Consider the following 18,763-nt stretch of genomic DNA (forward strand, 5'->3'; position numbering starts at 1 on the left):
CCGGTGAAGTGGAACGGAGTGAAGTGGTGAGGTGCCGGGCGGGCTGTCGGCGGCCCGCCCGGCACCTCGGGATGGGTCAGGAACGGATCAGAAGTTGTACTTGTCGATGTTCTCGGCGTTGAAGACCGTCGGCGGGCCGACGATCACCAGGCCGCCCTTTTCGACCTTGCGTTCGCCCAGTTCGCCGGCGGTGAAGGTGTCCCCTTCGGCGCCGGTGATCTTGCCGTCCTTGAGAGCCTTGCCGGCGAACGCCGCCACGTAGCCGAGCTGTGCCGGATCCCAGAGGGCGAACTCCTTGACGGTTCCGTCCTTCACGAAGGGCCGCATTTCATTCGGCAGTCCGAGCCCGGTCAGGGCAACCTTGCCCTTGTAGGCGGACGTTGAGAGGTACCGGGCGGTGGCGGCGATGCCCACGGTGGTGGGCGAGATGATGCCCTTCAGGTTCGGGTGGGCCTGCATGAGGCCCTGGGCTTCCTGGAAGGACTTGGTGTCGTTGTCATCGCCGTAGACCTTGGCCACAAGCTTGATGTCCTTGTACGCGGGGTTGGAGGCGAGCTCCTCCTCCATGTACTTGATCCACTCGTTCTGGTTGGTGGCGTTGGCGGTGGCGGACAGGATGGCGATCTCGCCGCTGCCGCCGATCTGCTCGGAAATCAGCTTGGTCTGGATCAAGGCAACGTCCTTGGCGACGACCTGGCTGATGAAGATGTCGCGGCAGTCGGGATTGGTATCCGAGTCGAACGCGACGATCTTGGCGCCGGCGGAACGGGCTTCGCCGAGGGCGGTGCAGACGGCGTCGGGGTCATTGGCGGCAATCGCGATGACGTTCGTGCCGGCCTGAGTCTCGGCGTTGATGAACGAAACCTGGCTGGAGGCGGAGGCTTCCAGCGGTCCGACGACCTGCGAGGAGGCGAATCCTGCCTCGGTGGCGCCCTTCTTGCCGCCGCCCAGAACGACGTCCGTGTACGGGTTGTTCAGCTGCTTGGGGATGAAGGTGATCTTCTGGTCCCCGCCGCCTGCCGAGGGGCTGCTGGTATCGGTCGAGGATGCAGAGCCGCTGTTGCAGGCTGTCAGCGCCAGTGCGGCCACGGCGGTGATGGCCACCATGCTTCCCAGTCGGCCGGTCCGGCCCTTGTTCTTGCGGTTCAACATCATTGTTCTTCCCTTTTCCTTCGTGCGGTCGGTACAGCCGGTCCCAGGCGGGCGCGGTTTGTTGTGGTGTGCAGATTTCAGGTGGACTTGCGGGTGAAACTTCGGCGGACGCGGCGGGTGTGCCGCCATTGCCTGATGGCGGAGCCGATGCTCGGCGCCACCACTGAGAGGATCAGCAGCAGTCCGGTCACCGTGATGAGGACGACGTCGGACACCCGGGCCAGGCGGAGGGCGTAGTTGAGCGTGCCGATCAGCAGGACGCCGGCGATGACGCCGGGGATGGAGCCCTTGCCGCCGAAGATCGACACGCCGCCGAGCAGGACGGCGGCGATGACGGCCAGTTCCAGGCCGGAAGCGTTGTCGCTGCGGGCGCTTGTGTAGCGCAGCGTCCAGTAGATGCCGGCGAGAGCCGAAACGGCGCCGGACCCGACGTACAGCCAGAACTTGCTGCGGGCGACGTTGATCCCGACGAAGCTGGCGGCTTCCTTGCTGTAGCCCATCGCATAGAGGCCGCGTCCGAACGGTGTGAAGTGCAGCAGCACGCCGAAGAAGACCATCACCACCACGACGCCGATCATCACCGTGGGGATGCCGGTGCCGCCGATTTTGGAGGTGAAGAAGGCGGTCAGCGCCTTGGGGAAGTTGGCCACGGCGTTGTCGCCGATGATGACCAGGGCCAGGCCTCGGAACAACGCCAGGGTGCCGATGGTGACCGCCAGGGAGGGCAGTCCGAGGACCGCGATCAGGAAGCCGTTGAACATGCCGGCGGCAATTCCTGCCAGCAGGCTGATTGCCAGGGCCAGCCAGATGTCCGTCCCGCCGGCCCAGAGGACGCCCATCAGGGCGCTGGTCAGGCCGGCGGTGCTGGCCACGGACAAGTCGATTTCGCCCGTGATGATGATCAGCGTCATCGGCATGGCAATCAGCAGGACCGGGATGACGTCCAGGAGCAGGAAGCCGGTGGTGACCGGCGAGGCGAAGCGCGGGATGGCGATGGCGGCGTAGATCAGGAAAGCAATCAGGGCGTAGATGGTGACCGCGTCACGGCCCATTAGGATCCGCGCGGCGCCGGTCCGGCCCTTCGGTTCGCTGGCCAGCGGCTTGGTGTTGTCAGCCACGGGAGCCGGCGCCGTGCTGGTGGTGGACGTGGTTTCAGACATTGCGAGCCTCGCTAATCCGCAGTTTCTTGGCTGTGCGCAGGCTGGCCACGCGGTCGATGATGATGGCGGTGAGGATCAGCACGCCGACGATCGCCTGCTGCCAGAACTTGTCCACCCGCAGGGCGGTCAGGGAGCTGGTGATGGTGGTCAGGAGCACGGCGCCGAGCGCGGCCCCGGTCACCGATCCGCTGCCGCCGAAGATGGCCACACCACCGACGACGGCGGCCGCCACCACGGTCAGTTCCATCCCGGTGCCGGTGGTGGCGCCGACGGAGTTGAAGCGGCTGGCGTAAAGCACACCGGCCAGGCCGGCGAGCGCGCCGTTGGCCAGGAACGCGAGGAACACGCGCTTGGAGACCTTGATGCCGAAGGCGGTGGCCGCGTCCGGGTCCGAGCCGATGGCGTACAGGTCACGGCCCGGGCGGGTGCCGGACATGTAGATGGCGACGGCGATCACGACGACGATGGCCAGCAGCGTGATGACGGGGAACCCCAGAAAGGTGTTCACCGAGAGGGCGCCGAACTCCTCCGGACGGTCGCCGGCGAAGTACTGCTTGCCGCCGGCCCAGGCGTTGTTCAGGCCGCGGTACACGTAGAGCGTCCCGAGGGTGATGACCAGGGCGGGTACTTTGGCGAGGGTGACCAGGGCGCCGTTGACGGCGCCCAGCAGCGCCCCGAAGGCCATGCCGATCACAAACACTGCGATGATCGGCACGTCGGGCATGGCCGAGAAAAGGGAGCCGGTGCCGAAGGCGACCAGCCCCAGCATGGAGCCGACGGAAAGGTCGATGTTCCTGGTGATGATCAGCAGGGTCTGCCCCACCGCCAGAATCATGATGATCGTGGCGTTGAGCAGCAGGTCCTTCACGCCTTGGGCGGTGAGGAACAGCGGGTTGATCAGGTAGGTGACCAGTACCAGCAGTGCCAGCGCGACCAGCACGGGGAGTTCGCGCATCCGCAGCAGCGAGGCGACGGCGCCCCGGGCTCCGGCGTCGGGTGCCGGCGTCGTTGCGTTCTTGTGGTCCAGAGCTGAGCTCACAGGGTTCCTCCAGCGGAAGACGTGGCGGCGTGCATGACCGATTCGGGGTTCGCATCGGCACGGTCGAGTTCGGCGGTGATCCGGCCTTCGCGCATGACCAGGACGCGGTCCGCCATGCCGAGGACCTCGGGCAGTTCCGAGGAGATCATCAGGATCGCGATCCCGCGCCCGGCGAGGTCCGATATGAGCCGGTGGACCTCGCTCTTGGTGCCGACGTCGATGCCGCGGGTGGGCTCGTCGATGATCAGCAGCCGCGGGTCCGTGGCCAGCCACTTGGCGAGCACCACCTTTTGCTGGTTGCCGCCGGAGAGCGTGGAGACGGCGTACTCCTGCGAGCCGGTCTTGACCTGGAGCCGCTTGCTCCATTCCTGGGCCGCGCGCCGCTCCGCGCCCCCGTTGATCAGGCCCGCCGTCGTGTACTTGTTGCGCAGCGTGAGCGTGACGTTCCGGGCCACGGACAGGTCCATCACGAGGCCCTGCTTGCGGCGGTCCTCCGGCACGAAGCCCATGCCGGCGGTGATGGCCACCTGGGGATTCCTCGGCCTGAGCTTGCGTCCGTCGAAGGTGATATCGCCGGCGTCGTAGGGGTCGATGCCGAATACGGCACGGGCCACCTCGGTGCGGCCGGCGCCGACGAGGCCGGCCAAGGCAACGATTTCCCCGGCGCGGACCTCGAAGCTGATATCGCGGAACACCCCGGCGCGGCTGAGGCCGTCCACTTTCAGGACCACGTCGCCGATCTCGGCGGGGGTCTTGGGGAACAGGGCGCCAATGTCGCGGCCCACCATCTCGCGAACGACCTGCTCGACGGTGACGTCGGCCGTGCGGTGGGTGGAGATGTACCGGCCGTCCCGCATCACGGTGATGCGGTCGCACAGGTCAAAGACTTCGTCGAAACGGTGCGAAATGAAGAGGATGCCGGTCCCGCGGTCCCGGAGGCTCCGGGCCACGGCGAACAGCCGTTCCACCTCGACGCCGCTGAGGGCTGCCGTGGGCTCGTCCATCACCAGGACTTTGGCGTCCAGCGAAATGGCCTTGGCGATTTCAATGATCTGCTGGTCCGCGATGGACAGGCCTTCGGCGATGCGGGTCGGGTCGATCGGAACGCCGAGCCGCTCGAACAGCTTGCGCGCCTCCCTGACCATGGTCGCTTTGCTGATGAGCCCGAAGCGGCCCTTGGGCTGGCGGCCGATGAAAATGTTCTCCGCGACGCTCAGGTCGGGGAAGAGCGTGGGTTCCTGGTAGATGACCGAGATTCCGGCGTCCTTGCTCTCGGCAACATTGCGGAACTGGACGCTCTGGCCGGCCACCTGGAAGTCGCCGGAATCGGGGTGGTGCAGGCCAGCGAGGATTTTCACCAGCGTGGACTTGCCGGCGCCGTTCTCGCCGACGAGTGCGTGGATTTCGCCAGCCTCGATGTGGATGGTGCCGTCGGCCAGGGCGACCACCGGGCCGAAGGTCTTGGCTGCGTGGGAGAGCGAGAGGACCGGAACCTGCTCCCCCTCAGCGGGGCCGGACCGGGAACTGTGTGTCTGCTGCATAAAATTGACCGCACCTTTGGGGCTTAGTGAACACTGCAATGAATCGTTTCATAACGAGTTGTGATTTGAATCATAAGGTCTTCAAATCAACACGTCAACTGACGTCAGGCATTCGTGACGCTGCTTTTGATTCGTTTCAATGAAAGGGTTCAAAGTGGACCCCGGACGGGTATCCTGAAGTGACTATTTTGCGTACGCGCCGCCTGGCCCCAGGGGCTGCGGCGTCCACCTTCAGGAGCACAGGAAATGGTTTCAGCGAGCGTCAAGGACGTCGCGGCACTGGCCGGCGTCTCGGTGGGGACGGTCTCCAATGTGCTGAACCGGCCGCAGAAGGTTTCCGCGGAAGTTACCCTGAGGGTCCAGTCCGCCATCGACAAGCTCGGCTTCGTCCGGAACGACGCCGCGCGCCAGTTGCGCGCGGGCATGAGCCACAGCATCGGCCTGGTGGTCCTGGACGCTGCCAACCCCTTCTTCTCGGATCTGGCCCGGGGCGCGGAGGACCGCGCCGCCGCGGAGAACTTCACCGTCCTCGTCGGCAACAGCAACGAGGACGAGGGCCGGGAATCCGCGTATCTGGACCTCTTTGAGCAGCAGCGCGTGCGGGGCGTGCTGCTGTCCCCGGTAGGAAATGTGATTCCCCGGCTGGAGCAGCTCCGGCGCCGGGGCATCCCTACAGTGCTCGTGGACCGGCAGACAGAGAACACGAGCTTCTCCTCCGTGGCCGTGGACGACCTGGCGGGCGGGGAGATGGCTGCGGCCCACCTGTTGTCGCTGGGCAGGCGGCGGATCGCGTTTATCGGCGGACCGGCAAGCATCCGGCAGGTAGCGGACCGTTTGGCAGGGGCGCGGAAGGCCATCGACGCCGTTGCGGGTGCAACGCTGGAGGTCATCGCCACGGAATCCCTGACCGTGCTTTCGGGCAGGGCGGCCGGCGAGTCCATCCAGGCCCGGCCCGAAGCCGAACGCCCGGATGCGATCTTTGCAGCCAACGACCTGCTTGCCGTGGGTGCCCTGCAGGGCCTGATGCTCATGGGCGGCGTTAAGGTGCCGCAGGAGATAGCCCTGATCGGCTACGACGACATAGAGTTCGCCGCCGCCGCCGTCGTCCCGCTGTCCTCCATCCGGCAGCCCAGCGCCCTCATCGGCTCCACCGCACTGGAACTGCTGCTCCGGGAGGCGGCATCGGAGGACGGCTTCGCACCCACCCAGGTGGTCTTTCCGCCCGAATTGATAGTGAGGGCATCCACGCAGGGCTGAAAGGAGGCCCCGATGGGCAGCACAGATTATGAGTTCCGGACCGTCTGGCGCGTGGCGGGCACGCCGGAGGAGGTCGCGGCCGTCCTGGGCGACGCCACGGCCATGCCGCGCTGGTGGCCTTCCGTCTATCTCAGCGTCGAGCCCGTGGCCGGCGGCCCGGAGCCCGGGCCCGGAATGCACAGACCTGTACGCCTCTACACGAAGGGCTGGCTGCCCTATACGCTCCGCTGGATCCTCACGGTTACGGAGCCCGTCACGGCCTGCGGCTTCGCCCTCACCGCGGCAGGCGATCTGAACGGCACCGGCCGCTGGACCTTCGAGCCTGACGGGCCGGAAACGGTCATCACCTACGACTGGCGCGTCAGCGCCGCCAAGCCCCTGCTGCGGCGGCTGAGCTGGCTGCTGAAGCCGGCCTTCGCCGCCAACCACCGCTGGGCGATGGCCCGCGGCCAGGAGAGCCTCGCCCTGGAACTGCGCCGGCGCCGCGCGGCAGCGGGGGGCACCTCGGGGCGCACGGCGGCCGGGCCAGCGGCTGTCCCGCCGCCCCCTCCGCCCACCTTTGCCTGGCTGACCCGCCGAGCCGCCCGCACGGACACGTAGACGGCCGCCTCGCGTCCGGAGTTCTGCCCGGGGCTCCGGCCCTGGACTTGTGCACAACAGTAGGTCAGTGTCTCATTCACTTGACCATTGAGGCGGGGGGCCATTCCGCGGTTAGCTGGATCACATCCTCGTTTCCCCGTGACCGTTCAGGACTCCTCATGACCTTGCAGAAAAACCGGCCTTCCGGCAGCGCCGCCCATTGGGACGATGTCGAGATCGGCGACGCCGTCCACCTCCACCGTGGCGGCCGCCTTGAGCACGCGGGCCTGGTCGATAACCGCACGCCCGACGGCGACGTCGTATGGGTGCTCTCCGACGGCGGGCACCGTCAGCTGTTCCACGTTGCCGACGGCTTTGAGCTGAGCGTGGCAGACCCCGAAGGAGCCGGCCATGCTGGCAACTGACCGGCCAACGGCCCTGACACGGCAGCCGGAAATCCTGTCCGGGTCCGCGGCCGGGACGGACCCCTGGGCCGCTTCCTGCCCCGACGACTGCCACTACTGCTCGGGGCCCGAGACCGACTAGGGCAGCCGCTCGCCGGCTGCGGAAAAGAGCACGCGGCGCAGTTGACCTCGGCCGATGCCGGGAAATCACAATCCGGACATCAATCGGGCTCCGTCGCAGTGGCATCGTTGACTAAGGCAACGGCGGGGATAATGGTTGAGCCATGAGGTCTCAGCGAATGAAGCACGCACTGGTTGTGACAACGGCTGCCGCGGCGGCCCTCCTATTCAGCGGCTGCGGGGGCAGCTCGACGCAGGCCCAGTCGGCCACGTCCCCGCCCAGCCCGTCTGCCACGGAGACCAGCCAGCCGCCCGCGACGTCCGCCGCCGCGCCGGAATCCTCTGCGGCCGCCGCACCGTCCACCGCCAAGGGCGGCCCCCAGCTGTGCAAGGCCGCAAGCCTGACCGGCACCACCGACGCCACGGGCGGCGGCGCGGCCGGCAGCATCTACATGCAGCTGATCCTGACCAACTCCGGCACCGAACCGTGCCTGCTGAAGGGCTTCGCGGGCGTCTCCCTCACAGCAGGGGCCGACGGTGAGCCGATCGGCGCCGCCGCTACCCGCGACGACTCGGGCCCGGTCACCGACGTCACGCTTGCCCCGGGCAAGGCCGGCACAGCCACCCTGCGCTACAGCCAGGCCGCCAACTACCCGGACTGCACCAAGACACCGGCGGCAGGATTCCGGGTCTACCCGCCCAACGACACCGCGTCGCTGTTCATTCCGCAGCAACTGGACGCCTGCACCAACACGGAGATCAACCTGCTGACCATCGGTGCCTTCCAGCCCAAGTAACACCCGTCCCCCGCGTCTCTGATCCAGCGCGTCTGCGCTCCCGCCCGTCCCGGGGCACCTGGCCCCCGCGGGACCCGCCGCCCCATGATGTGGCCCGGCGCCCCACGATGGGGCCCGGCCAATAGTGTCGGCGGGGTAGGGCATGATGGAGGAATGAAGGGGCAGGAGCTCGCCGGCGGCACACTCGCGGCCGACGCCATGGACCGGTTCAGCCGGCCGACCCGGGACTGGTTCCTGGGCGCTTTTTCCGCGCCCACCCCGGCCCAGAACGGCGCCTGGAATGCCATCTCCTCCGGTGCGCACGCCCTCGTCGTCGCACCCACCGGCTCCGGCAAGACGCTCGCCGCGTTCCTCTGGGCGCTGGACCGGTTGCTCGTCTCCGCGCCCGCAGAGCCCGACGCCCTGCCCGGCCTGGACCCGGCGGCCAAGGGCGGGCGCCGGAAGCCTGCTCGAGGCAAGGCGCCCCAGCGCAAGACCCGCGTGCTGTACATATCCCCGCTCAAGGCTCTCGGCGTCGACGTCGAACGCAACCTCCGCGCGCCGCTGATCGGCATCACGCAGACCGCCAAACGCCTGGACCTGCCGGCCCCGCTGATTAGCGTGGGCGTCCGGTCCGGGGACACGACGGCGTCGGACCGCCGCTCGCTGCTCAGCCACCCGCCCGATATCCTCATCACCACCCCGGAATCGCTCTTCCTGATGCTGACGTCCAAGGCCCGCGAAACCCTCAGCGAAGTGGACACGATCATTGTCGACGAGGTCCACGCCGTCGCCGGCACCAAGCGCGGGGCGCATCTGGCAGTATCGCTGGAACGGCTGGACGCGCTGCTGCCCAAGCCCGCCCAGCGGATCGGGCTGTCGGCCACCGTGGAACCCAAGGAGCTGGTGGCGCAGTTCCTCGCCGGCTCGGCGCCGGTGGAAATTGTCGCCCCTCCGTCACGGAAGAACTGGGACCTGACCGTCTCCGTCCCGGTGGAGGACATGTCCGATCTCCAGGGCGCCGCCGGGGCCTTCGACTCCGGCCCGGCCTCCGGGCTGCAGCCCCAGGCCTCCATCTGGCCGCATGTGGAGGAAAAGATCGTGGACCTGGTGCTCGCCAACCAGTCCACCATCGTGTTTGCGAACTCCCGCCGCCTCGCCGAACGGCTGACCGCCCGGCTCAACGAGATCTACGCCGAACGCCAGCTCCTGGCAGCCGGCGGCGGCTGGACGGACTTTGGCGCCGGCGCCCCGGACTTCGAAGCCGGACCGAATGACGTGCCGAGTCCAGTGCCGTCCGGCGGCGTGGGCATGCCGTCCGGCGGCGCCGCCGCGCAGCCCACCTCCACCGCCACACCGGCCCACATGATGGCCCAAGCCGGGAGCACCGCCGGCGCCGATCCCGTGCTGGCCCGCGCCCACCACGGCTCCGTGTCCAAGGACCAGCGCGCCCTGATCGAAGATGACCTGAAATCCGGGCGGCTGCGCTGCGTCGTGGCCACGTCCTCACTCGAGCTCGGCATCGACATGGGTGCCGTGGACCTGGTGGTGCAGGTCGAGTCGCCGCCCTCCGTGGCCAGCGGCCTGCAGCGGGTGGGCCGCGCCGGCCACCAGGTCGGCGAAGTCTCCCAGGGCGTCCTGTTCCCGAAGCACCGGGCGGACCTGGTCCACACGGCCATCACCGTGGAGCGGATGCTCGCGGGCAAGATCGAGCGGCTGAGCGTACCGGCCAACCCGCTGGACATCCTGGCCCAGCAGACGGTCGCCGCCACGGCCCTCGGTGCCATCGACGTGGAGGACTGGTTCAACACGGTCCGACGGTCGGCGCCGTTCGCCTCGCTCCCCCGCTCCGCGTTCGAAGCCACCCTGGACCTTCTTGCCGGGCGCTACCCCTCGGACGAATTCGCCGAACTGCGCCCCCGGGTCATCTGGGACCGGAACGCCGGGACCATCGAGGGCAGGCCCGGCGCGCAGCGGCTCGCCGTCACTTCCGGCGGCACCATCCCGGACCGCGGGCTGTTCGGCGTCTACATCATCGGCACCGAAGTCGAGGGCACCGGCGGTAGCGGTTCCTCCGGCGGCGCCAGTGCGGACGGCAGGGCAGCCAGCCCGGCCGCCGCCGCGGCCAAGGGCGGGCGCCGGGTGGGGGAACTCGATGAGGAAATGGTCTATGAATCCCGGGTTGGCGACATCTTCGCCCTCGGCGCCACCAGCTGGAAGATCGAGGACATCACGCACGACCGTGTCCTGGTCTCGCCGGCGTTCGGCCAGCCCGGCAAGCTCCCCTTCTGGAAGGGCGACTCCCTGGGCCGGCCGGTGGACTTGGGCCGCGCCCTCGGCGCGTTTATGCGCGAACTGGCGGCGTCCGACGTCGGGCCGGCCACCGAGCGGTGCAAGGCCAGCGGACTGGACGATTACGCCGCGAACAACCTGATCCAGTACCTCGCCGAACAACGGCTCGCCACCGAGGTGGTCCCCAGCGACACGACCCTCGTGGTGGAACGCTTCCACGACGAGCTCGGCGACTGGCGCGTGGTGCTGCACAGCCCCTTCGGCATGCCCGTCCACGCACCGTGGGCCCTGGCCGTGGGCCAGCGCCTGCAGCAGCGCTACGGGATGGACGGCTCGGCCATGGCCGCCGACGACGGCATCGTGCTGCGCGTGCCCGTGATGGAGGATGAGCCGCCGGGCGCCGAGTTGTTCCTGTTCGACCCGGAGGAAATCGAGCAGATCGTGACGGCGGAGGTCGGCGGGAGCGCCCTCTTCGCCTCCCGGTTCCGCGAGTGCGCGGCCCGCGCGTTGCTCCTGCCCCGGCAGAATCCCGGCAAGCGGCAGCCCTTGTGGCAGCAGCGGCAGCGTTCGGCGCAGCTGCTGGATGTTGCCCGGAAGTACCCGACGTTCCCGATTGTCCTCGAGACGGTCCGCGAGTGCCTGCAGGATGTCTACGACCTTCCGGCGCTGAAGGACATCGCCGCGTCGGTCGAGCGCCGCGAGCTCAGGATCGTCCAGACCACCACCCAGCAGCCCTCACCATTCGCGAAGTCCTTGCTCTTTGGCTACGTGGCCCAGTTCCTCTACGAAGGCGACTCCCCGCTGGCGGAGCGCCGGGCCGCCGCCCTGGCCCTCGATTCCACCCTGCTCAACGAGCTCATGGGCCGCGTGGAGCTGCGCGAACTGCTGGATGCGAAGGTCATCGAGGCCACCGAGCGCGAACTGCAGCGGCTGGCCCGCGACCGCCAGGTGCGCGGGCTGGAGGGCGTCGCGGACCTCCTGCGCCTCCTCGGTCCGCTCTCGCCGGACGAGGTCGCCGCCCGACTGGAGCCGGTGGCGGGCCCAGCCCAGGGAAGCGAGGCTGCCGGGACCGCCGGGGCTGACCAGACTGACCAGGGGGGCCTGCCTGTCGAAACCCCGGCAACCGAGGCCTACGCCGCCGCCCACCTCACCGCACTGCAGCGGGCCAACCGGGCGATCAAGGTCAACATCGGCGGCATCGAACGCTTCGCGGCCGTCGAGGATGCCGCCCGGCTCCGGGATGCCCTCGGCGTGCCGCTGCCCATGGGTGTGCCGCTGGCCTTCATCGAACCGGTCGCGGACCCCCTCGGCGACCTCGTCTCGCGCTACGCCCGCACGCACGGGCCCTTCACCGCCGCCGAGGCCGCGGCGCGGCTGGGACTGGGCGTCGCCGTCGTCGGCACGGCACTGAAGCGGCTGGCCGCGGACGGACGCGTGGTGGAAGGAGAGTTCCGCCCGCACGCTGCGCCACCGGCGGGCACGTCAGCCAGCACGGCAGCCGGCGGTGAAGAATCCGAGGTGGAGGGATCCGGCGAGGAGGCATTCCAGCCCGCCGTTTTGCCTCCCCTTTTGCCTGCGGCGGGTGTGAGCGAATGGTGCGACGCCGAAGTCCTCCGCAGGCTGCGCCGCCGTTCCCTCGCCGCGCTCCGCGCCGAAGTCGAACCGGTGGACGCCGCCGCCTACGGCCGATTCCTTCCCGCCTGGCAGAACGTGCGGACCCCGGGCGGCCGCGGGCAGTCCGCGCTCCGCGGCCTGGACGGCATTATCACGGCCATCGACCAGCTCTCCGGCGTGCCCATTCCGGCCTCGGCATGGGAGCCGCTTGTCCTGGCCAGCCGCGTCTCCAACTACCAGCCGGCCATGCTGGACGAGCTCATGGCCGCCGGCGAGGTCCTCTGGTCCGGTGCCGGCTCGCTGCCCGGCAACGACGGCTGGGTGAGCCTGCACCTCGCCGATTCGGCCGAACTGACGCTGAACCCGTCCATCGACTTCGAACCCGGCGACGCGCAGCGACGGCTCCTCGAGCACCTGCAAAACAACGGCGGCGGCTACTTCTTCCGGCAGCTGACCGAGGTTGCCGGCGGCATGGATTCGGTGCTCAGCGACCAGGACGTGGTGGCCGCACTCTGGGATCTCGCCTGGGCGGGCCGGATTACCGGCGACACGTTCGCCCCCGTCAGGGCCCTGATCGCCGGCGGGCACACCGCGCACCGGCAGGTGGGGCGCGCCCCGCGGGCCCGCGCGCCGCGGCTCAGCCGGCTCGGACGGGCGCACGGCACCGGCCTGCTCGGATCACCGGGACTCACCGGCGGCCGGTACGGATCCGTGACCGGCACCGCGCCCGCTCCCCCGCTCGCCGCGGGACGCTGGTCCGCGCTGCCCTCCCCGGAGCTCGATCCCACCATCCATGCCCGGGCCACCGCGGAGCTGCTGCTGGACCGCTACGGCGTGGTCACCCGCGGCTCGGTCATGGCAGAAAACATCCTCGGCGGCTTCGGCCTCATGTACAAGGTGCTGGCCCGGCTCGAGGAAGCCGGACGCTGCCGCCGCGGCTACTTCATCGAACACCTCGGTGCGGCGCAGTTCGCCGTCCCGGCCACGGTGGACCGGCTGCGGTCCTACGTCGAGGACGCCGAGTTGCACAAGGCCGAGCCGGTGGCCCTGGCCCTCGCCGCGACCGACCCCGCCAACCCGTACGGCGCCGCACTGCCGTGGCCTGCCCTCAACGTCGACGCCGGCACCGGCCACCGCCCGGGCCGGAAGGCCGGCGCCCTCGTGGTCCTGGTCGACGGCGCCCTGGCGCTTTATGTCGAGCGCGGCGGCAAGACCCTGCTCGCGTTCATCGACGACCCCGACGTCCTGGCCGCGGCCGGCACGGCCCTGGTGGGTGTGGTGACCCGCGGCGCGGTGGACAAGCTGATCATGGAAAAGGTCAACGGCCACGGCATCCTGGACACCCCGGTGGCGGCTGCCCTCGCCCAGGCCGGGGCCTATTCCACGCCCAAGGGACTGAGGATCCGTGCCTGAGGGCGATTCGGTCTTCCGCGCCGCCGCACAGCTGCACGCTGCCCTGGCCGGGAAGGAACTGGTCTCCTCCGACTTCCGGGTCCCGCGCTTCGCCACCCTGAAACTCGGCGGCTGGACCGTGGCCGAGGTGGTGCCCCGCGGCAAGCACCTGCTGATGCGCGTCCAGGGCCCGACGCCCAGAGACCGGCTCACCATCCATTCGCACCTGAAGATGGAGGGCAGCTGGCAGGTCTACCCGCCCGGGGGCCGCTGGCGGAAGCCCGGCTTCACGGCCCGCTGCGTGCTGCGGACCGCCACGGCCGACGCCGTCGGGTTCTCCCTGGGCATCCTTGAGGTGGTCCGGACCGATCAGGAGGACACCATCGTGGGGCACCTCGGCCCGGACCTGCTGGGCCCGGACTGGGACGCGGCCGAGGCCGAACACCGGCTGCTCGCGGCTCCGGACGTTCCTATCGGCGTCGCCCTGCTGGACCAGAGCAAGCTGGCGGGGATCGGAAACATCTACCGGTGCGAGGCCTGCTTCCTCGCGGGCGTCCATCCGGCGTCGCCCGTCTCGGCAGTGCCGGATCTGGCCGCCATCATTACCGACGCCCAGGTCCTGCTCTCCGCCAACCTCGGGCCGGGCCGGCGGACCACCGTGCTGAACGCGCGGGGCGTGCCGGTGGGCCGCACCGCCGGGCGTCCCGGTTACTGGGTTTACCGGCGCGAGCACCAGCCGTGCCTCAAATGCGGCACTCCGATCCGCCGCGGCGTCCTGGGCAAGGAGAACGGCGCCGGCACTTTGACCGAGGAACGGGACATCTACTACTGCCCCACCTGCCAGCCCCTGCCGGGCCCCGGGACAGAAGGCGCCGGCTGACGGCGCCCGCGGGAATTAACCCGCGGAAATCAATCGGCCGGCCCGCTGCCCGCCGCCACAGGGACTGCCGTCCCGGCAACGGCGGCTTCCGTTTCAGTTCCGGACGCTTCAGTTCCGGCCGTTTCAGTTCCGGACGCTTCAGTTCCTGCCGCAGGGACCGGACGCGCTTCCGGAACGGTGAACCGCGGCAGCAGCAACTGCACCAGGGGGCCAATGGCCAGCGCGTACAGCACCGTGCCCACACCGACCGAGCCGCCCAGCAGCCAGCCCGCGCCAAGGACCACCACTTCAATGCCGGTGCGGCAAACCCGGACCGGCCAGCCCGTCCGCCGGGCGAGGCCCGTCATGAGCCCGTCCCGTGCGCCCGGGCCCAGGCGGGCGCCGATGTAGCAGGCGGAGGCGACGCCGTTGAGCAGCACGGCCCCGACGAGCAGGCAGATCTGGCCGCCCAGATGCGAAAACTGTGGAATCAGGGCCAGCCCGATGTCCGCGAAGACCCCCACCAGCACCGCGTTGCACAGGGTTCCGACGCCGGGCCATTGCCGGAGCGGGATCCACAGCAGCAGCACCAGGAAGCTGACAACAACCACCACCGTGCCGAGGCTGAGCCCGGTCCTGGCCGCCAGCCCCTGGTGGAGCACGTCCCACGGCGCCGTGCCGAGGCTGGCGCGGATGACCATGGCGAGGGAAATGCCGTAAAGAGCGAGGCCGATGAGGAGCTGGAGGAGTCTGCGGGTCAACATGGTCTCCATCCTCCACGAAAACTGGCCTTGCAATCCATAGCCAGTTTGAAATACTGGCTCTATGTCCGTCTCTTTGACTCCGGGGTCGCTGGCCCGCCTGCTGGGCGAGTGGAACGTCGGTGCCGCCCCCGCTTACCGCGAGCTGGCCGACGTCGTCCGCCTGCTCATCCTCGACGGCCGCGTAGCCCTGGACGTCGCCCTGCCGAGCGAGCGCTCGCTGGCAGCGGCCCTTGGCATCAGCCGCACCACGGTGACGGCGGCCTACGCCCTGCTGCGAGAGCAGGGTTTCCTCAGCAGCGGCCAGGGCAGTCGGAGCCGGAGCTGCATCCCAAGCCAGGGGCCCTTGCATGCCGGCGGCCACGACGGAGCCCTGCGGCTAAGTGGCGCGCCCGGCCTGGCGGTGCCGGACGGGATCCTGGACCTGGCTTACGCCTCCCTGCCCGCGAGCGGCGAAGTGGTGCACCGGGCGTTTGCCGCGGCCCTGACCGAATTGCCGGCCCTGCTGCCTGGCTTCGGCTACGACGCCCTGGGCGTGGGCCCGCTCCGGGAAGCCATTGCGGCCCGGTACACCGCCGCCGGGGTCCCGACAACGGCCGCGCAGGTCCTGGTCACCTCCGGCGCCCAGCACGCGCTGAACATTGTGCTCCGCACATTGGCCGGGCGGTCCGGGACCAAGGTGCTGGTGGAGCATCCGAGCTACCCGAACGCCCTCGACGCGATCCGGGCTGCGGGCTGCCGACCGGTCCCGGTGGCCATGCCTGCCGCAACACCCGGCGGCACAGGCCATAACGGCGCAGTCCACGGCGGCCGTCTCCACAGCCCAGGCGGTAACGGTCTTGCCCACAACGGCGCAGGCGGCTGGGACCTCGAGGCCATGGAAACGGCGCTGCTCCAGCAGCGGCCCGCGATGGCATACGTGGTGCCGGACTTCCACAACCCCACCGGCCGGCTGATGCCCGATTCCCAGCGGCGCCGGCTCGTGAAGGCGGCCGCGGCGTCGGGCACTGTGCTGGTGGTGGACGAGACGCTGCGCGAGTTGAACCTCGACGGCGCCGCCTCGACCCCCATGGCCGCTTTCAGCCCGGCGGTGGTCTCCCTCGGTTCCCTCAGCAAGTCGCACTGGGCAGGGCTGCGCACCGGCTGGATCCGCGCCAGCGAGCCCCTCATTCAGCGTTTCGCCGCTGCCCGCACCACCCTGGACCTGGGCGGGCCGGTGGTGGAGCAGCTCGCCGGGGCGCATCTGGTCAATGCCATGACGGAGCCGCTCCCCGACAGGCTGGCCGCGCTGCGCGGGAACCGGCACAAACTGGTGGAACTGATTCGGGAGCACCTGCCCGGTTGGGAGCCCGAATGGCCCGTCGGCGGCCTGTCCGTCTGGTGCCGACTCCCGGCGCCGATCAGCACGGCACTGGCGGTGCTGGCCCCCGACGTCGGGATCCGGCTCGCCGCCGGCCCCCGGTTCGGCGTCGGCGGCGCGTTTGAGCAGTACTTGCGGTTGCCGTTCACGCTGCCACCGGAGCAGCTGGAGACGGCCGTGCTGGCATTGCGTTCGGCGCAGGACCGGCTGGAGGCCTCCCCGCAGCTGCGGCGCAACCTGTCGTCCCCGCCGGCCGCGGCCATCGCCTGAGACCGGGCGCCCTCGGGCCCGCCCTGCGACGCCCTTTCTTTCCCGCGTCTCGAGGTCGCCGGAAACGTCCGAAGTCGCCGGTCGATTCCGGCGACTTCGGCCCGTTCCGGCGATCTCGAACGTTCAGGGCATCGCCAGACGGGATCCGCGTCGCAGGAACTAGGCGTAGACCTTCGCCAGGAACCCGGTCCAGGCTTGGGCCGTCGCCCTGGCGTCCCCGCTGCCGCTGAAGTCGTGCACGGTCATGCCCACCGGCGCGCCGAAGGCGTTGCGCCCGAAGAAGCGGTACATCGTGTCCGCGGTCCGCAGGCCGAGGAAGTTCTCGTTGGAGAAGTCCACTTCGCCGGCCAGCGGCCCGACGCCGTCGAGCTCCAGTTCCACCGTCTCGCCCGGAGCGGCAGTGTCGACGCCAAGGGCCCGCTTGAGCCGGTCGAAGCCGTCCGGGGTCTGCGAAGCCGCGGGTGCCTGGATGTCCGCGAAGACCACGGGCTTGCCGTCGAAGTACTTCAGGTACTGGCACAGGGTGTGCAGATAGAACGCCGTGTGCTTGCTGGCGCCGTCGTACTGCTCATCCCAGTTGTCCGCGAAGATGCCGCTGTGCACATAGTGCAGCCGGGCCCGGCCACCGTCGAGCGGTTCCAGGACGTGCTCCAGCTGGTTGAACCAGCCATCCGGACCGTCCATCCGGGACACCAGATGGGAGGGGTATTCGTCCACGGTCCGGACCGCCGGCCATTGGTCCGTGGGGAACATCCAGGCCGGAGTGTCCTTGGTGACGGCCTCCCACACCCGTTCCGGGGTACCGGGCAGTTCGGTGTCGTAGACGATTTCGAATTTCCGTTGGTCAGTCATTGTCCTGCTCCTTGGCTTGTGGGGTTGTCTGTGGGGTTGCTGTTGGTGGGGTTGCTGTTTGTGGGGTTGCTGTTTGTGGGGTTGCTGTTTGTGGGGTTGCTGTTTGTGGGGTTGCTGTTTGTGGGGTTGCTGTTTGTGGGGTTGCTGTTTGTGGGGTAGCTGTTGGTGGGGTTGCTGTTTGTGGGGTAGCTGTTGGTGGGGTTGCTGTTTGTGGGGTTGCTGTTTGTGGGTCTGAGTGCGCTGCCTTCGGCTGCGGCGCCTTGAGCGCCGGGTGCAGCGCGACGACCAGCCGGTGCTTGCGTCCCTCCGGCCGGCGACCTGCCTGGGAACCTGCCTGCGGATCTGCCGGGGAACCTGCGGGGAGGTCACCGCCGTCGTGGTACTTATCCACGAGCCTGGTCACTGCGACCCCGAGCTCCTCGGTGAAGGCCGCCCGGTCCGCCGCCGAACGGAAGGTGATCTCGCCGTCAATGGCAAAGGTGGCGAGTTTCTGCCGGGCCGCAGCCGCCCCGGCGATCAGTTGCCCCATCTCCTGGACCATGCGGGCAGCGAGTGCCAGCAGCCAGAAGGCGGAAAAGCGGTCCGAGAACCGGTGCGGGTCCGGCGCCACCGAGGCCAGCGCCGCCGGCGAAATCAGGTACGACGCCGCCGTCGCCCGCAGAATGCGTTCGGTCACGTTGCCGCGCCGCCGCTCCTCGACGAGCTCGACGAGCCCATGCCGCTCGAGCGCTTTGAGATGGTAGTTCACCTTCTGCCGCGGCAGGCCCACCTTCGCGGCGAGCTGCGTCGCAGATCCGGGCTCGGCCAGTTCGCGCAGGATCCGCGTCCGGATCGGGTCCAGCGAGGCCTCGGCCGCGGCCGGATCCTCAATCACTCCGATGTCCAACATGCTTCCAGTCTGCCTTCCGACAATTTTATTTGTCAAGAACTTTTTTCTCGTCGGCGCTCGTGTGCGGGTGGCGGCGCATGGCGACGTCGCCGGAAGCCTACGAGGTCGCCGGATGTTTCCGGCGACCTGGCACGGGTCCAGCGAACTGAAGCTCGGGCCCGCGGCGGGAGAGGACGGCGGGCGGGAGGGGACGGCGGGTAGGCGAGGGAGTCGGGCGGCGGCAGCGCGCGGGGCGTGACGGGCACAGGTCGGCGGCGCATGGCGAGTTCGCCGGAAGCGTCCTAGGTCGCCGTACGATTCCGGCGACCTGGCACGAGTCCAGCGAACTGGAGCACGGGCCTCGCGGGAGAGCACGGCGGGCGGTGACTGCGGGAAGGCGAGGGACCCGGACGGCGGGGGTGTGACGGGCGCAGGGCGGGGGTGGCATCGCGAGTTCGCCGGAAGCG

At 69.4% G+C, this 18,763-nt stretch carries 14 protein-coding genes and 1 pseudogene; 8 read left to right on the forward strand and 7 right to left on the reverse strand.

Annotation, left to right across the window (positions count from 1 at the left end):
• Nucleotides 1-87 precede the first annotated feature (87 nt).
• The 4 genes from rhaS to AC1DGD_RS18530 all read right to left on the reverse strand — a co-directional run bounded on the left by rhaS (nucleotide 88) and on the right by AC1DGD_RS18530 (nucleotide 4,892).
• Nucleotides 88-1,155, reverse strand: coding sequence for a rhamnose ABC transporter substrate-binding protein (gene rhaS, locus AC1DGD_RS18515; RefSeq protein ID WP_084476154.1), 1,068 nt, complete (start codon nucleotides 1,153-1,155; stop codon nucleotides 88-90).
• Nucleotides 1,156-1,229: 74 nt separating this feature from the next.
• A complete protein-coding gene (locus AC1DGD_RS18520) occupies nucleotides 1,230-2,312 on the reverse strand; it encodes an ABC transporter permease (protein WP_476857785.1) in 1,083 nt (360 codons plus the stop codon).
• Nucleotides 2,305-3,351, reverse strand: a complete 1,047-nt coding sequence (locus tag AC1DGD_RS18525; RefSeq protein ID WP_476857786.1) for an ABC transporter permease — start codon at nucleotides 3,349-3,351, stop codon at nucleotides 2,305-2,307. Before AC1DGD_RS18525 ends, AC1DGD_RS18520 begins: the two co-directional genes overlap by 8 nt.
• Nucleotides 3,348-4,892, reverse strand: coding sequence for a sugar ABC transporter ATP-binding protein (locus AC1DGD_RS18530; RefSeq protein WP_476850648.1), 1,545 nt, complete (start codon nucleotides 4,890-4,892; stop codon nucleotides 3,348-3,350). Before AC1DGD_RS18530 ends, AC1DGD_RS18525 begins: the two co-directional genes overlap by 4 nt.
• A 246-nt stretch (nucleotides 4,893-5,138) precedes the next feature.
• On the opposite strand from AC1DGD_RS18530, the gene AC1DGD_RS18535 reads away from it, so the two are divergent.
• The 7 genes from AC1DGD_RS18535 to AC1DGD_RS18565 all read left to right on the forward strand — a co-directional run bounded on the left by AC1DGD_RS18535 (nucleotide 5,139) and on the right by AC1DGD_RS18565 (nucleotide 14,206).
• A complete protein-coding gene (locus tag AC1DGD_RS18535; RefSeq protein ID WP_476850649.1) occupies nucleotides 5,139-6,149 on the forward strand; it encodes a LacI family DNA-binding transcriptional regulator in 1,011 nt (336 codons plus the stop codon).
• A 12-nt stretch (nucleotides 6,150-6,161) separates the two neighbouring features.
• Nucleotides 6,162-6,749: an SRPBCC family protein gene (locus AC1DGD_RS18540; RefSeq protein WP_476857787.1), complete on the forward strand. Its 588-nt coding sequence runs from the start codon at nucleotides 6,162-6,164 to the stop codon at nucleotides 6,747-6,749.
• A 158-nt stretch (nucleotides 6,750-6,907) separates the two neighbouring features.
• The gene (locus tag AC1DGD_RS18545; RefSeq protein ID WP_028277167.1) at nucleotides 6,908-7,153 is read left to right on the forward strand and encodes a hypothetical protein; all 246 of its coding nucleotides are present in this window, start codon (nucleotides 6,908-6,910) and stop codon (nucleotides 7,151-7,153) included.
• Nucleotides 7,140-7,274 carry a hypothetical protein gene (locus AC1DGD_RS18550; RefSeq protein ID WP_476850651.1) on the forward strand — a complete coding sequence of 45 codons (135 nt, stop codon included), beginning with the start codon at nucleotides 7,140-7,142 and terminating at the stop codon, nucleotides 7,272-7,274. Before AC1DGD_RS18545 ends, AC1DGD_RS18550 begins: the two co-directional genes overlap by 14 nt.
• Nucleotides 7,275-7,416: 142 nt before the next feature.
• Nucleotides 7,417-8,049 carry a DUF4232 domain-containing protein gene (locus tag AC1DGD_RS18555; RefSeq protein WP_476857788.1) on the forward strand — a complete coding sequence of 211 codons (633 nt, stop codon included), beginning with the start codon at nucleotides 7,417-7,419 and terminating at the stop codon, nucleotides 8,047-8,049.
• 153 nt (nucleotides 8,050-8,202) lie between these two features.
• Nucleotides 8,203-13,347 carry an Lhr family helicase gene (locus tag AC1DGD_RS18560; protein ID WP_476857789.1) on the forward strand — a complete coding sequence of 1,715 codons (5,145 nt, stop codon included), beginning with the start codon at nucleotides 8,203-8,205 and terminating at the stop codon, nucleotides 13,345-13,347.
• Entirely contained in the window at nucleotides 13,340-14,206 is an 867-nt protein-coding gene (locus AC1DGD_RS18565; protein WP_476850654.1) for a DNA-formamidopyrimidine glycosylase family protein, read from the forward strand. Before AC1DGD_RS18560 ends, AC1DGD_RS18565 begins: the two co-directional genes overlap by 8 nt.
• 29 nt (nucleotides 14,207-14,235) lie before the next feature.
• Here the strand turns inward: AC1DGD_RS18565 and yczE are convergent, their stop codons facing one another.
• Nucleotides 14,236-14,949: a membrane protein YczE gene (gene yczE / locus AC1DGD_RS18570; RefSeq protein WP_476857790.1), complete on the reverse strand. Its 714-nt coding sequence runs from the start codon at nucleotides 14,947-14,949 to the stop codon at nucleotides 14,236-14,238.
• Nucleotides 14,950-15,010: 61 nt separating this feature from the next.
• Between yczE and yczR the strand changes: the two genes are divergently transcribed.
• Nucleotides 15,011-16,576, forward strand: coding sequence for a MocR-like transcription factor YczR (gene yczR / locus AC1DGD_RS18575; protein ID WP_476857791.1), 1,566 nt, complete (start codon nucleotides 15,011-15,013; stop codon nucleotides 16,574-16,576).
• A gap of 159 nt (nucleotides 16,577-16,735) precedes the next feature.
• Here the strand turns inward: yczR and AC1DGD_RS18580 are convergent, their stop codons facing one another.
• A complete protein-coding gene (locus AC1DGD_RS18580) occupies nucleotides 16,736-17,428 on the reverse strand; it encodes an SRPBCC family protein (RefSeq protein WP_476857792.1) in 693 nt (230 codons plus the stop codon).
• A gap of 253 nt (nucleotides 17,429-17,681) precedes the next feature.
• A pseudogene (locus AC1DGD_RS18585) lies at nucleotides 17,682-18,317 on the reverse strand (ArsR/SmtB family transcription factor); the annotation flags it as partial.
• Between the last annotated feature and the right edge of the window lie 446 nt (nucleotides 18,318-18,763).

It is taken from the genome of Arthrobacter sp. 05T45 (genome assembly GCF_056395875.1).

Excerpts from the sequence above, each read along its gene's own strand:
- AC1DGD_RS18535 (WP_476850649.1), top strand. The coding sequence starts at position 5,139 with ATGGTTTCAGCGAGCGTCAAGGACGTCGCGGCACTGGCCGGCGTCTCG.
- rhaS (WP_084476154.1), bottom strand. The coding sequence starts at position 1,155 with ATGATGTTGAACCGCAAGAACAAGGGCCGGACCGGCCGACTGGGAAGC.
- AC1DGD_RS18530 (WP_476850648.1), bottom strand. The coding sequence starts at position 4,892 with ATGCAGCAGACACACAGTTCCCGGTCCGGCCCCGCTGAGGGGGAGCAG.
- yczR (WP_476857791.1), top strand. The coding sequence starts at position 15,011 with ATGTCCGTCTCTTTGACTCCGGGGTCGCTGGCCCGCCTGCTGGGCGAG.
- AC1DGD_RS18545 (WP_028277167.1), top strand. The coding sequence starts at position 6,908 with ATGACCTTGCAGAAAAACCGGCCTTCCGGCAGCGCCGCCCATTGGGAC.
- yczE (WP_476857790.1), bottom strand. The coding sequence starts at position 14,949 with ATGTTGACCCGCAGACTCCTCCAGCTCCTCATCGGCCTCGCTCTTTAC.
- AC1DGD_RS18560 (WP_476857789.1), top strand. The coding sequence starts at position 8,203 with ATGAAGGGGCAGGAGCTCGCCGGCGGCACACTCGCGGCCGACGCCATG.
- AC1DGD_RS18580 (WP_476857792.1), bottom strand. The coding sequence starts at position 17,428 with ATGACTGACCAACGGAAATTCGAAATCGTCTACGACACCGAACTGCCC.
- AC1DGD_RS18555 (WP_476857788.1), top strand. The coding sequence starts at position 7,417 with ATGAGGTCTCAGCGAATGAAGCACGCACTGGTTGTGACAACGGCTGCC.
- AC1DGD_RS18550 (WP_476850651.1), top strand. The coding sequence starts at position 7,140 with ATGCTGGCAACTGACCGGCCAACGGCCCTGACACGGCAGCCGGAAATC.
- AC1DGD_RS18540 (WP_476857787.1), top strand. The coding sequence starts at position 6,162 with ATGGGCAGCACAGATTATGAGTTCCGGACCGTCTGGCGCGTGGCGGGC.
- AC1DGD_RS18520 (WP_476857785.1), bottom strand. The coding sequence starts at position 2,312 with ATGTCTGAAACCACGTCCACCACCAGCACGGCGCCGGCTCCCGTGGCT.